8 protein-coding genes and 1 tRNA gene are annotated in these 13352 nt (G+C 72.2%); 7 read left to right on the top strand and 2 right to left on the bottom strand.

The features are described from left to right. The first annotated feature begins 66 nt into the window (after positions 1–66). Together AC3A46_RS00540 and AC3A46_RS00535 are read left to right on the top strand one after the other, a co-directional pair. On the top strand, positions 67–1542 hold the full coding sequence (locus tag AC3A46_RS00540; protein WP_487663302.1) for an ABC transporter permease: 1476 nt from the start codon (positions 67–69) through the stop codon (positions 1540–1542). After that, complete coding sequence (locus tag AC3A46_RS00535) at positions 1539–2657, top strand: ABC transporter ATP-binding protein (protein ID WP_487663301.1); 1119 nt, start codon at positions 1539–1541, stop codon at positions 2655–2657. Before AC3A46_RS00540 ends, AC3A46_RS00535 begins: the two co-directional genes overlap by 4 nt. Here AC3A46_RS00535 and AC3A46_RS00530 read toward each other — a convergent pair. Next, positions 2632–5283 (bottom strand): AMP-binding protein, encoded by a 2652-nt coding sequence (locus AC3A46_RS00530; RefSeq protein WP_487663300.1) that lies wholly within the window; start codon positions 5281–5283, stop codon positions 2632–2634. The genes AC3A46_RS00535 and AC3A46_RS00530 overlap by 26 nt on opposite strands. 144 nt (positions 5284–5427) lie before the next feature. On the opposite strand from AC3A46_RS00530, the gene AC3A46_RS00525 reads away from it, so the two are divergent. Then, a complete protein-coding gene (locus tag AC3A46_RS00525) occupies positions 5428–7242 on the top strand; it encodes an ABC-F family ATP-binding cassette domain-containing protein (RefSeq protein ID WP_487663299.1) in 1815 nt (604 codons plus the stop codon). 7 nt (positions 7243–7249) lie between these two features. Here AC3A46_RS00525 and AC3A46_RS00520 read toward each other — a convergent pair whose 3' ends face one another. Beyond that, positions 7250–7753 (bottom strand): MarR family winged helix-turn-helix transcriptional regulator, encoded by a 504-nt coding sequence (locus tag AC3A46_RS00520; RefSeq protein ID WP_045299837.1) that lies wholly within the window; start codon positions 7751–7753, stop codon positions 7250–7252. Positions 7754–7900: 147 nt separating this feature from the next. Between AC3A46_RS00520 and AC3A46_RS00515 the strand changes: the two genes are divergently transcribed. The 4 genes from AC3A46_RS00515 (at position 7901) to AC3A46_RS00500 (ending at position 13293) form a co-directional block, all read left to right on the top strand. Then, positions 7901–7972, top strand: a tRNA-Gln gene (locus AC3A46_RS00515). Position 7973: 1 nt separating this feature from the next. Further along, positions 7974–9446, top strand: coding sequence for a bifunctional UDP-N-acetylglucosamine diphosphorylase/glucosamine-1-phosphate N-acetyltransferase GlmU (gene glmU, locus AC3A46_RS00510; RefSeq protein WP_487663298.1), 1473 nt, complete (start codon positions 7974–7976; stop codon positions 9444–9446). Then, positions 9421–10455 (top strand): ribose-phosphate diphosphokinase, encoded by a 1035-nt coding sequence (locus AC3A46_RS00505; RefSeq protein ID WP_487663297.1) that lies wholly within the window; start codon positions 9421–9423, stop codon positions 10453–10455. Before glmU ends, AC3A46_RS00505 begins: the two co-directional genes overlap by 26 nt. A 57-nt stretch (positions 10456–10512) precedes the next feature. Beyond that, positions 10513–13293: a cation-translocating P-type ATPase gene (locus tag AC3A46_RS00500; protein WP_487663296.1), complete on the top strand. Its 2781-nt coding sequence runs from the start codon at positions 10513–10515 to the stop codon at positions 13291–13293. Positions 13294–13352 lie beyond the last annotated feature (59 nt).

Genomic DNA, 13352 nt, shown 5'->3' with positions numbered 1-13352 from the left:
ACGCGAGCACCCGCGCGCGGCACGACCGAGAGGCGTCCGCCCGCCGGGCTGGTCGTCGTCGTCGCGGTGCTGGCCCTCGGCGCGCTGATCCCGATCGGCTACGTCGTCCAGGCGGCGTTCGCCATGGGGTGGGACCAGCTGTCGGCCCTCGTCTTCCGGCCGAAGGTCGCGGAGCTGCTCGTCAACACGGTGCTGCTGGTGGTGATCGGCGTGCCGGCGACCGTCGTCCTCGGCGTGGGCGGCGCCTGGCTCGTCGAACGCACGACGCTGCCGGGCGGCGGGGTCTTCAAGGTCGCCCTGGCTGCCCCGCTGGCGATCCCCGCGTTCGTCGCGAGCTACGGCTGGGCGAGCGCCATCCCGTCGATGAACGGACTGTGGGCAGCGGTGCTGGTCGCGACGCTGGCCTACTTCCCCCTGGTGTACCTGCCCGCCCTCGCGGCGATCCGGGGTCTGGACCCTGCGCTCGAGGAATCTGCGCGCGCTCTCGGCATGGGCTCGTGGGCCGTGTTCTTCCGCGTCGTCGCGCCGCAGCTGCGGCTCGCAGTGCTCGGCGGCGCCCTCGTGGTCGCCCTTCACCTCCTGGCCGAGTACGGCGCGTTCGCGTTCCTGCGCTTCGACACGTTCACCACGGCCATCGTGGTCGCGTACGAGAGCATGTTCGCCGGCCCCAACGCGGCCGCGCTCGGGCTGGTGCTCGCTCTGCTGTGCCTGATCCTCCTCGGCGCCGAGTCGGCTGCCCGGGGCCGCGCCCATTACGCCCGTGTCGGCGGCGGCTCTCCCCATCCGGCGGAGGCCCTGGGGCTCGGCCGGCTGACGGTGCCGGCGCTCGCCGTGGTGGCGGCCGTGCTCGTGGGCGCTCTCGTGGTGCCGCTCACGAGCGTGGTCCGATGGCTCATGAGAGCGGATGCCGCGGCCTTCGGCGACGTCGGCATCGCGGCGCTCCAGACGCTCGGTCTCGCGCTCGCGGGGGCGCTCTGCACCATCGCCGTCGCCCTGCCGTTCGCCTGGCTGGCGGTGCGCTACCCGGGACGGGTGTCACGGCTGCTCGAGGGGGCGGCCTATCTCGCGAGCAGCCTTCCGGCGATCATCGTGGCGCTCTCGTTCGTGGCGGTGACGCTCGCCTTCGCGCCGTCGCTGTACCAGACCGCGTTCACCGTGGTCGCGGCCTACGTCGTGATCTTCCTGCCGCGAGCGCTGGTGCCGCTGCGCGCCGGACTCTCGCAGGTGCCGGAATCGCTCGAGGAGGCCGCGCGGGCCCTGGCGGTGCCGCCTGCCGCCGCCCGGCTGCGGGTCACCGTGCCGCTCCTGCTCCCGGCGATCGGAGCGGGCGCCGCCCTCGTGGCGCTCGGCGCGGCCAACGAGCTCACCGCGACCTTGCTGCTCGCCCCGACCGGCACGAGCACGGTGGCCACGAGCTTCTGGTCGGCCGCATCCGCCCTCGACTACCCGACCGCCGCACCCTACGCGGTGCTGCTGGTGCTCCTGTCGGTGCCCGCGGTCGCCCTCATGTTCACGCACGCGACGGGGAGGACCCTCAGATGACCCTTCGGCTGGAGGGCGTGTCGAAGGCGTACGGCGGCACCGAGGTGCTGCGCGATGTCTCGCTCGACGTCCCCCGCGGCACGCGGCTCGCACTCGTCGGCGCCTCGGGAAGCGGCAAGACCACGCTGCTGCGCCTGGTCGCCGGATTCATCGACCCCGACGCCGGGGTGATCAGCCTCGACGATCGTGAGCTGTCGGGGCACGGAAGGACCGTGCCCACGCACCGCCGCGGCATCGGCTACGTCGCGCAGGACGGCGCGCTGTTCCCGCATCTCTCGGTGGCCCGCAACATCGCTTTCGGGCTTCCGCGCGGACCCGCTCGCGCCGCGCGCGTGCGCGAGCTGCTGGAGCTCGCGTCCCTGCACCCCGACCTCGCCGCGCGGATGCCGCACGAGCTCTCGGGTGGTCAGCAGCAGCGGGTGGCGCTGGCGCGCGCGCTCGCCCAGAACCCCGGGGTGATCCTTCTCGACGAGCCCTTCAGCGCGCTCGACACGGGCCTGCGGTCCGCGACGCGCGACGCCGTGGTCGACGTCCTGGAGCGCAGCGGCGTCACCGCCGTGCTGGTGACGCACGACCAGCACGAGGCTCTGTCGTTCGGCCACCAGGTCGGGGTTCTCGTCGGCGGTCGCCTCGTGCAGTCCGGTGACCCGATGGCGGTGTACGACGCGCCGATCGACGCGAGCGTGGCGCTGTTCCTCGGTGATGCACTGGTGGTTCCCGCGCGCTCCGACGCGGACGGCGTCGAGTGCGGGTTCGGCCGGCTGGCCGTGCGGCACGACCTGTCGGGCGGCGCTTCTCGCGTGAGGGCGATGGTGCGGCCCGCACAGCTGCGCGTGGCCGCCGCGGCGCACGGGGCCGCAGCCACGCTGGCGCCGGTGGCCAACGGCACCGTCGTCGCGGTGCGTCCGGCCGGGTCGACCGCCGATTTGCGGCTTCGCGTCGGCACCGGCGAGTTGGAGGCCGAGCTCATGTACCGCGTGCCGCAGCACCGCGCAGCCGCGTTCGCGCCCGGCACGGCCGTGCGCGTGGTCGTCGAAGGCGGCGTCGTGCTCTACGCCGCAGGCGAGACCACCGCGACGGGCAGCGTCCTCACGCGCGGCGCAGCCGCAGGCTGACCGGTGCCGTCGCGCGGCGCAGCCACGCCCACCCGGCCGCAGCCCCGGCGGCGGCGCTGACGTACAGCCGGTACGCGATCACGCCGACGGCGAACGACAGCAGCGTGCCGAGCCACGGCGCGCTCTGCTCGAACGGCGGATACACCTGCCAGTGCGTGAGGTACACGAACAGGGATGCTGCCGCCACGGTGACCACGAGCGGCACCGCGAGGCGCGGAAGCGGGATGGCCCTCACCCAGACGAGCGCGAGGATCCCGCCCGCCACGATCGCCTCGCGCCACGGCTCGCCGAAGAAGCCGAACGTCGCGACGACAGCGACGACGGAGACGAGGACCCGCCGGGCGGTCGTGTCCGCGCGCGCCACGAGCCATCCGAGGGCCACCAGCCACAGGACGACCGGGGCGGCGTACCGCTCCACGTGCTCGGCGGTGGGCCCGGCGATCGCGAAGCGGGCGGCGAGCGCGACCGCGAGCGCGACCAGGGCGAACCCGAACGGCGCCCGGCGCTCGAGCCGCTCGACGCGGCGCACCGCGAACAGCGCCGCCGCGCCTGCGAACGACCAGAGCATCGCCTCGAGGAACCAGAACTGCCATTGCTCGTTCCACCGGCCGTCGCCGGGGACGAAGTTGTTCACGAGCGCCGCGGTCGTCGGCGCGTACTGGCCGCTGAGGAGTGCCACCGCGCCGATCCACAGCATCGCGGGGACCGCGAGCTGGGCCGCACTGCGCCCGAGGCGCCGCAGGCGCGCGGTGCCCGAGGCGGGCGCCAGCTGGAATCTCGCGAGGTTGTAGCCGGCCACGGCGAGGAGCAGGTGCGCGCCGCCCTTGATGTCGAACAGATCGGCGTGGGTCGCGACGATGAGGAAGATCGCCGCCGCCCGCAGCACCACCGGCGTCTCGAGGCGCGTCCACGAGAGCCGGCGACGCTGGGCCCGCGTGACCGGCGCCGCCGCGGCACCGGCGGACGCGGCATCCGATTCCGCGTCCGCGGCGGGTGCCTGCGCAGGCGAAGCGGACGCCGCGAGCTCGCGCGGGGTGCGCGTCGGCCAGTCCCGGGGGAGCGCGCCGACCATCTCCTCGAGTCGCAGCGAGATCTCGACGAAGCTCAGCGAGTCGCCGCCGAGGCCCGCGAACGTGTCGTCGATGCCCGCGGCGGGCTCACCGAGAAGCGTCGCGTACAGGTCGCGCACGGTCTCTGCCGTGACGACGGCCGGAGCCGCCGGTCGGAGGGTGGCCGTGCTGCGCTCGTGCGCGGCGGCGAAGCGCACGAGGGCTGCGTCGTCGCGCTTGCCGTTCGAGGTCCGCGGGAATTCGGACACCGCGTAGGCGCCGATCACGCGCGCCGGCACGCCGGTGAGTGACGCGGCGCGCTCGCGGGCACGGGCGACCGTGCGCTCGGAGGTCGCGAACAGCAGCAGCCGTTCGTCGGCGCTCGCCGCGCGCACCTCGATGCCCTCGTCGGCGAGCAGGTGCTCGACGCGATCGAGGTCGAGGCGCAGGCCGAAGACCTTCACGAAGCGGTTCATGCGGCCGACGATCTCGTACAGCCCGTCGGTGCGCAGCCGCGCCACGTCTCCGGTGCGCAGCTGCGTCTCGGTGCGCCCCAGCGGGAAGTCCTCGGGCCCGTGGGCGTACCCCATCATGACGTTCGGGCCCTCGTACACCAGCTCGCCGGTCTCGGCGCCGTCGACGGCATCGATGCGGAAAGAGCCGCCGGGGATCGGGCGGCCGATGGCGCCGGCGTGCGTCATCGCGAGGTCGGGTGGGAGGTACGCCATTCGAGCGGTGGCCTCGGTCTGCCCGTACATCACGAACAGCTCGAACCCGCGCTCGCGGCCGAGGTGCGCGAACCGCCGCACCGCGTCGGGAGCCATACGTCCGCCCGCCTGGGTGAGGTAGCGCAGCGACGGCAGATCGCGTCCGTCGAAGCCCCGCGCCTCGAGCAGCTCGAACGTGTAAGGGACGCCCGCGAACGAGGTGACGGCGTGCGCGCGCGCCCGGCGCCAGAACTCGTCGTCGGAAACCGAGCTGTCTGTGAGCAGCAGGCTCGCGCCGGTCAGCAGGTGGCTGTTGACCACGGACAGCCCGTAGCAGTACTGCAGCGGAAGCGTCGTCGCCGCGCGGTCGGCCGGGGTCAGCTGAAGATACTCGGCGATCGCCGCGGCGTTGCTGCGGACGTTCTCGGCCGACAGCCGCACGAGCTTCGGCGAGCCGGTCGAGCCCGACGTGCTCGCGAGGACGGCGAGATCGGGGTGGAACTCGTGGCGGCTGCCGGCGCGCCGCTCGTCGAGAGTCCAGCCCGAGACCCCGTCGTGGGCGACGACGTCGGGGTCGAACCGTGCGATCAGCGACGCGCGGTGTGCGCGCGCGGTCTCGTCGTCGTCGCCGGAGACCAGGAGGACCGGGTGTCCGCCTTCGAGCGCGGCGAGATAGGTGACGATCGGCTCGACGGCGTTGCCCGCGGCGATCATCACGAGCCGGCGCACGTCGCCGATGTGGTCCCGGCGCCGCCGCACCCGATCGCGCAGTTCCGCGTAGTCCAGTCGTGTGCCGTCGGCGATCAGCGCGGTGTGGTCGGGATCCCCGCCGAGGAGGGACAGTCCGAGGGCGGGCGCGGTCGCGGTCATAGAGGGGGTGGCTTTCTCCCGACGCGCCGCCGCGGGGAGAGTCGTCGGCGCAGGTGCAAGGCATGGCTATCCTAACCTGTCCGGTTTCCGGTGCCCGCAGTGTGACGCCGGGTGCTGCCCGCGGTCGCCTAGCCTTAAGGGGACATGGCACATCTTCTGGGGGCCGAGGCCCTGCACCTGGAATTCCCGACCAAGGTCGTCTTCGACCGGGTGTCGCTCGGCATTGACGAGGGCGATCGCATCGGCGTCGTCGGCCGCAACGGTGACGGCAAGTCGAGCCTGCTGGCGATGCTCGCCGGGCGGCTCGAGCCCGACGGCGGCCGCGTCACCGTGCGCGGCGGCGTGCGGGTCGGCGTGCTCGACCAGGCCGACACCCTCGACGACGCCCTCACGATCCGGGAGGCCGTCGTCGGCGAGCGGCCCGATCACGAGTGGGCGGGCGACGCGCGCACGCGTGACGTCATCGCAGGTCTCCTCGGCGATCTCCCGTGGGACGGTCCGGTCGCGGGGCTCTCCGGTGGTCAGCGTCGACGTGTGGCGCTTGCGGCCCTCCTCGTGGGCGACGACGACGTCATCTTCCTCGACGAGCCCACGAACCACCTCGACGTCGAGGCGATCGCATGGCTCGCCGAGCACATCAAGCGCCGGTGGCCGGCGAACCAGGGCGGCCTCCTGGTCGTGACGCACGACCGCTGGTTCCTCGACGAGGTGTGCAACACCACGTGGGAGGTGCACGACCGCATGGTCGAGCCGTTCGAGGGCGGCTATGCCGCGTACATCCTGCAGCGCGTCGAGCGCGACCGCCAGGCGGCCGTCATCGAGCAGCGCCGCCAGAACCTCGCCCGCAAGGAGCTCGCATGGCTGCGCCGCGGTGCGCCGGCGCGCACGTCGAAGCCGAAGTTCCGCATCGACGCCGCCAACGTGCTCATCGCCGACGTGCCCGAGATCCGCGACGCGACCGAGCTGCGCTCGCTCGCCGTCTCCCGGCTCGGCAAGGACGTCGTCGACCTCCTCGACGCGGCGGTCTCCTACGACGGCCGTGAGGTGCTGCACCCGGTCGAGTGGCGTATCGCCCCCGGCGAGCGCACCGGCATCCTCGGCGTCAACGGCGCGGGCAAGTCGACGCTGCTCGGCCTCGTCGCCGGCGACGTGGAGCCCACCGCCGGGCGCGTGAAGCGCGGCAAGACCGTGAAGGTCGCGACCCTCACACAGCGCCTCGACGAGCTCGAGGAGCACCTCGCCGACCCGGTGCGCGTCGTCATCTCGCGCCTGCGCACCACCTACACCTTCGGCAGCGGCTCGAAGGCGCAGGAGCTCACGCCCGGCCAGCTGCTCGAGAGCATGGGGTTCCAGAGCGCGCAGCTCTCCACTCCCGTCAAAGACCTGTCCGGTGGCCAGAAGCGCCGCCTGCAGCTGCTGCTGATCCTCCTCGAGCAGCCGAACGTGCTGATCCTCGACGAGCCCACCAACGACCTCGACACCGACATGCTCGCCGCCATCGAGGACCTCCTCGACTCGTGGCCGGGCACGCTCCTGGTCGTCTCGCACGACCGGTACTTCATCGAGCGCGTGACCGACCAGCAGTACGCGATCCTCGGCGGCCACCTCCGCCACCTCCCCGGTGGCGTCGACGAATACCTGCGCCTGCGCGAGCGTGAGCGCGCCGCGGGGCCGGCAGCCTCGAAGGCGGCGGATGCTGCACCCGCAGCATCCCCGTCATCCACCACGCCGTCGCTGTCGGGGCAGGAGCTGCGCGCCGCGCAGAAGGAGGTCGCGTCGCTGGAGCGCCGCCTCGAGAAGCTCGAGACGCAGATCGCCGCCGCGAAGACGGCGCTCGCCGACCACGACCAGTCCGACTACGTCGGGCTCGGCGCCGAGATGGCCCGCATCGGCGGGCTCGAGAAGGAGCGCGACGGCGTCGAGGAGCGCTGGTTCGAGCTCACCGAGCAGCTCGGCTGAGCCCGGGTCAGTCCGCGGCGTCGAACCCGAGGCTGAGCTTGCGCAGCAGCGCGGCGAGCCGGTCGCGGTCGCCCCGTGACAGTGCGTCGAGCAGGAGCGCCTCGGCGTCGACGAGACGCGTGATCGCGGCATCCACCCGGATCTTGCCCTCGTCGGTGAGGGTGACCAGGATGCTGCGGCCGTCGTCGGGATCTGATTCGCGGCGCACCAGCCGGCGCCCGACGAGGCGGTCGATGCGGTTGGTCATCGTGCCGCTGGAGACGAGCGTCTGCTGCAGCAGCTGCTTGGGGCTCAGCTGGAACGGCTCGCCCGCCCGGCGCAGCGCCGAGAGCACGTCCCACTCCCACGGCTCGAGCTCGCTGCGCTTGAACGCGTCGCGGCGCGCGCGGTCGAGGTGGCGAGACAGCCGGTCCACGCGCGACAGCACGCCGAGGGGCGAGAAGTCGAGGTCGGGGCGCTGCGTGGTCCAGGCCTCGACGATGCGGTCCACCTCGTCGCTCTGCGCCGTCATGCCCCCATTATCCCGACCCCGCCCCTACGCCCGACGCGGCGCTCACATCGAGCACATGATCCGCACGCGGGCGGCCGCCGCGCACGGGCGCGCACGGGGCATCTGGCAGACTTGACGGGCGGCGCCCGGCACCCGGGAGCGCCGCGGTCCGCCGTGGTGTAATGGCAGCACGACAGCCTTTGGAGCTGTGAGGTCTAGGTTCGAGTCCTGGCGGCGGAGCATGACCGACACGACCCGCGACAACGCTCTGGCCGTCATCGTCCTGGCCGCAGGGCAGGGCACCCGGATGAAGTCCTCGACGCCGAAGGTGCTGCACCGCATCGGCGGTCGCCCGCTCGTCGGGCACGTGCTCGACACCGCGATCGCCCTCGGGCCCGAGCGCGTGGTCGTGGTCGTGCGGCACGAGCGCGACCGAGTGGCCGACGCCGTCGCGAGTGCCGCGCCGGGCGTGGTCGTGGTCGACCAGGACGAGGTCCCCGGCACCGGCCGCGCGGTCGAGGTGGCGCTCGACGCCCTCGGCGACTTCTCGGGCGACGTGCTCGTGCTGAGCGGCGATGTTCCGCTGCTCGAGGCCGACACGCTCGCAGCGCTCGTGCGCACCCATCGCGACCGCGCCGTGGCGGCGACGGTGCTCAGCGCTTCGCTCGACGACGCCACCGGCTACGGCCGCGTGATCCGCGATGCCGACGGCGCCGTGTCGCGCATCGTCGAGCAGAAGGACGCGACGGCGGACGAGGCATCCGTCACCGAGATCAACGCCGGGGTGTACGTCTTCCAGATGCAGGCCCTGCGCACCGAGCTGGCGCTCGTGGGCACCGCGAACGCGCAGGGCGAGAAGTACCTGACGGACGTCGTGGCGCTGCTGCGCGGCGACGGCCTGCTCGTCGCGGCGCAGACGGCTCCGGATGCCGCGGCCGCCCTGGGCGTCAACGACCGCGTGCAGCTGGCCGAGGCGGCCCGCATCCTGAACGCGCGGACCGTGCGGCGCTGGCAGCTGGAGGGCGTGACGATCCTCGACCCGGCGACGACGTGGATCGACGTGGACGCGAAGCTGGCGCCCGATGTGACGGTCCTGCCGAACACCCACGTCCTGGGCGCGACGGTGATCGCGTCTGGTGCGATCGTCGGCCCCGACACGAGCCTCGTCGACTGCGAGGTGGGGGAGGACGCCACGGTCAGGCGCACCGACGCGACGCTCGCCGTGATCGGCGCGAAGGCCACGGTCGGCCCGTTCGCGTACCTCCGCCCGGGTACGTATCTCGGCGAGAAGGGCAAGATCGGCACGTTCGTCGAGACCAAGAACTCCACGATCGGCGAGGGGAGCAAGGTCCCCCACCTGTCGTACATCGGCGACACCACGATCGGTCGGCACGTCAACCTGGGCGCCGGCGCGATCACCGCGAACTACGACGACCTGAACAAGCACCGCACCGAGATCGGCGATGAGGTGCACTCCGGCTCGCACAACGTCTTCGTGGCGCCCGTTAGGATCGGAGACGGCGCGAAGACCGGGGCCGGAGCGGTCATCCGCAAGGATGTGCCCGCCGGTGCCCTCGCTCTCAGCGTCGCCCCTCAGCGCAACGTCGAGGGGTGGGTCGAGAAGAACAGACCGGGTACCGGAGCGGCGGATGTCGCCGCCAGGGCCCGCAGCGCACAGAAGGCGGACGATGGCGCGCAAGAAGAAGACCGTTGAACTCGACCGGGCGAACGACATCGCCCCGGGACTCGTCGCAAAGACGAAGAAGCGTCTCGTGGTCGCACGGGGCAGCTCCCACCCCGAGCTCGCGGCCGAGGTCGCCGCGCAGCTGAGCACGGAGCTCGTGCCGACCGAGTACCGCACCTTCGCGTCGGGTGAGATCCTCACCCGATTCGAGGTCTCCATCCGCGGCTGCGACCTCTTCCTCATCCAGAGCTTCGGCCCGCCGGTCAACGAGTGGATGATGGAGACCCTCATCATGCTCGACGCCGCCAAGCGCGCATCGGCGAAGCGCATCACCGTCGTCGCGCCGTACTTCCCGTACTCGCGTCAGGACAAGAAGGGCCGCGGCCGCGAGCCGATCAGCGCCCGCCTCGTCGCGGACCTCTTCAAGACCGCGGGCGCCGACCGCGTCATGAGCGTCGACCTCCACGCCGCGCAGATCCAGGGCTTCTTCGACGGCCCGGTCGACCACCTGTTCGCCAAGCCCGTGCTGCTCGAGTACTTCGAGAACACGCTGAGCGCCGAGGACCGTGAGCGCCTCACCGTCGTCTCGCCCGACACCGGCCGGGTGCGCGTCGCCGACCAGTGGTCCGACAGCCTCGGCGCGCCGCTCGCGATCATCCACAAGCGCCGCGACCCGAATGTCGCGAACCAGGTCACCGTCAACGAGATCGTCGGTGCCGTCGAGGGGCGCGTCTGCCTCCTCGTCGACGACATGATCGACACCGGCGGCACGATCGTGAAGGCGGCCGAGGCGCTCAAGGCGAACGGTGCGGTCAAGGTCATCGTCGCCGCGACCCACGCGATCTTCAGCGACCCGGCCGCGCAGCGCCTGCAGAGCCCGGCCATCGACGAGGTCGTCGTGACCGACACGGTGCCGATCCCCGCCGAGAAGCGCTTCGCGACGCTTACGATTCTGCCTATCGCACCCCTGCTCGCACGTGCGATCCACGAAGTGTTCGAGGACGGCTCCGTCACCAGCATGTTCGACGGGGCCGCCTGACCCCGGCGCCGAGTCGAGACCCCGGCTCCGCGGCGGCGACGGAAGGACGATGCAGAGATGTCGCAGCCGCTCGACTCCGCCTCCCTGACGCAAGTCCGGCTGACCGTCGTGCGTCCGTGGGCGATCCCCGCAGACGACGTGCTGGAGCATCTCGGAGCGGACGCCGGGGGTCTCAGCGCCGCTGACGCGGCGGAACGCCTCGAGGTCGCGGGGCCCAACCGCCTGCCTGAACCGGCGCGCAAGCCGGCGTGGCTGCGGTTCCTCTCGCACTTCAACGACACGTTGATCTACATCCTGCTGGGTGCCGCGGTCATCAAGGCCCTCATGGGCGACTGGCTCGACTTCTGGGTGATCATGGTGGTCGCGATCATCAACGCGGTCATCGGGTACGTCCAGGAAGGCCGCGCCGAGAAAGCGCTCGCGGGCATCCGGGGCATGCTGTCGGCCGACGCCGGCGCGCGGCGCGACGGCAGCTGGGTCACCGTCCCGGCGTCGGACCTCGTGCCCGGCGACGTGGTGCGGCTGATGCCGGGCGACAAGGTGCCGGCCGACGTCCGACTGCTGCAGGCGCACCAGCTGCGCATCGACGAGTCCGCGCTCACGGGGGAGTCGGTGCCGTCGTCGAAGACGACGGATCCGGTCGCGGGCAACGCGGGCGTGGGCGACCGCGGCTCGATGGCGTTCTCCGGCACGATCGTGAGCGCAGGGCAGGGCCGGGGCGTCGTGACCGCGACGGGCCCTGCCACCGAGCTCGGCCGCATCCAGAGCCTCGCCGACGAGGCCGACGCCCTCGCCACTCCTCTCACCCGTCAGCTCGACAGCTTCGGCCGCGTTCTCACCGTCGTGATCCTCGGCATGGCGGCGGTCATGATGATGATCGGGCGGTTCCTCCACGGGATGCCGTATGACGAGCTGATCTCGGCGGCCATCGGCTTCGCCGTTGCGGCGATCCCCGAAGGCCTGCCCGCGCTCGTGACGATCACGCTCGCCATCGGCGTGCAGCAGATGGCTCGCCACAACGCCATCACGCGCAAGCTCCCCGCCGTCGAGGCGCTCGGCTCGGTCACGACGGTCTGCTCCGACAAGACGGGCACGCTCACCCGCAACGAGATGACGGTGCGCCACATCGTCACCCCGCTCGCGGACTACGACGTCACCGGCCTCGGCTACGCGCCCGGGGGTGAGATCGTTCCGGCGGACGGAGGAGCGGATGCCGCGGGCCGGGGCGATCTCGCCGCGATCCTCGCGATCGCGACCCTGTGCAACGACGCGCACATCGTTCGAGCCGACGACGGCTCGTGGAGCCTCGTGGGCGAGCCCACCGAGGGCGCCCTCAAGGCCGTCGCTATCAAGGGCGGCGTCGGGAGCGCCGGCGGACGCCGGGTCGCCGTCATCCCGTTCGACTCCGCCAACAAGCTCATGGCGACGCTCAACGAGGGCGCGCGCTCGGGAGGCGAGGCGGGTGAGGTGTCGCGGGCGATCCTCGTGAAGGGCGCGCCCGACCGGCTCCTCGAGCGCTCGCTCACACAGCGCGGCGCGAACGGCTCCGAGCCGCTCGACCTCGTGCGCTGGGACGACGCGATCGCCAGGCTCAGCGGCCAGGGCCTGCGCGTCCTGGCGGCCGCACGCAAGCCGGTGCGTCCCACGACGGACGAGTTCGCGCTCGACGACCTGGTCGACCTCGAGTTCATCGGTCTGTGGGGCATCGTCGATCCGCCCCGGCCCGAGGCCGTCGAGGCGATCGCGGACTGCCACACCGCCGGCATCCGGGTCAAGATGATCACCGGCGACCACGCCGGCACCGCTCTTGCGATCGCGCACGAGATGGGCGTGGCGGGCGCCGACGCGGAGGTGCTCACCGGCGCGGAGCTCGAAGCGCTCAGTCAGGAGCAGCTGCGGGAGGTGGTGCAGGGCGTCGACGTGTACGCGCGCACCAGTCCGGAGCACAAGATCCGCATCGTGCGCGCGCTGCAGTCGCACGGCGAGGTCGTGGCGATGACCGGCGACGGTGTCAACGACGCCCCCGCCCTCACCCGCGCCGTCGTCGGCATCGCGATGGGCATCAAGGGCACGGAGGCCACGAAGGAAGCGGCCGAGTTCGTGCTCGCCGACGACAACTTCGCGACGATCCGCAGCGCCATCGCCGAGGGCCGGCGCATCTACGACAACCTGCGCAAGTCGATCGTCTTCCTCCTCCCGACGAACGGGGCGCAGTCCCTGGTCATGCTGGTCGCTGTCGTGTTCGGCCTCGCGCTGCCGCTCACCAGCGTGCAGGTGCTCTGGGTGAACATGGTCACCGCAGTGACGCTCTCGCTCGCCCTGGCCTACGAGCCCGCCGAGCGCGGCATCATGCGCCGCCCGCCCCGCGCGAGCGGGGGGCCGATCATCAGCCGCGGCGAGCTCGGATTCATCCTCATCGTGTCGGTCCTCATCGGCGGCGCGGCGATGGGCGTGTTCTACGGGGTGTCTGCGGCGGGAGCCGACCTCGAGGTGGCGCGCACGGAGGCCGTCCTGATGCTCGCGTTGGGGCAACTCGCGTTCCTGTTCAACTGCCGGTTCCTCACCCGGTCGAGCCTCACCCTCGATGTGCTGCGCGGCAACAGGGTGGTGTGGTGGTCGGCGCTGGCGCTGGTGGGGCTGCAGCTCGTCTACACGTACGTGCCGTTCATGAACGTGCTGTTCGAGTCGCGGCCGCTGTCCGCGGCATCCTGGATCCTGCCGATCGTCGTGTCGATCGGCATCTTCCTGGCGGTGGAGGTGCTGAAGGCGGTGCTGCGTGCGCGGCGGGGCTCATCGGCCGCATCGGGCTCTGCGGCATCTCTCAAAGGCGGCTCATAGGCGGGCTTGAAAGGATCCCATTCGACGCGGACATCGCGTCGACGCCACGAGCCCGACCC

The sequence above is a fragment of the Microbacterium sp. Soil_C_42 genome, assembly GCF_057656735.1.
This window is presented reverse-complemented; position numbering and strand designations above follow the sequence as displayed.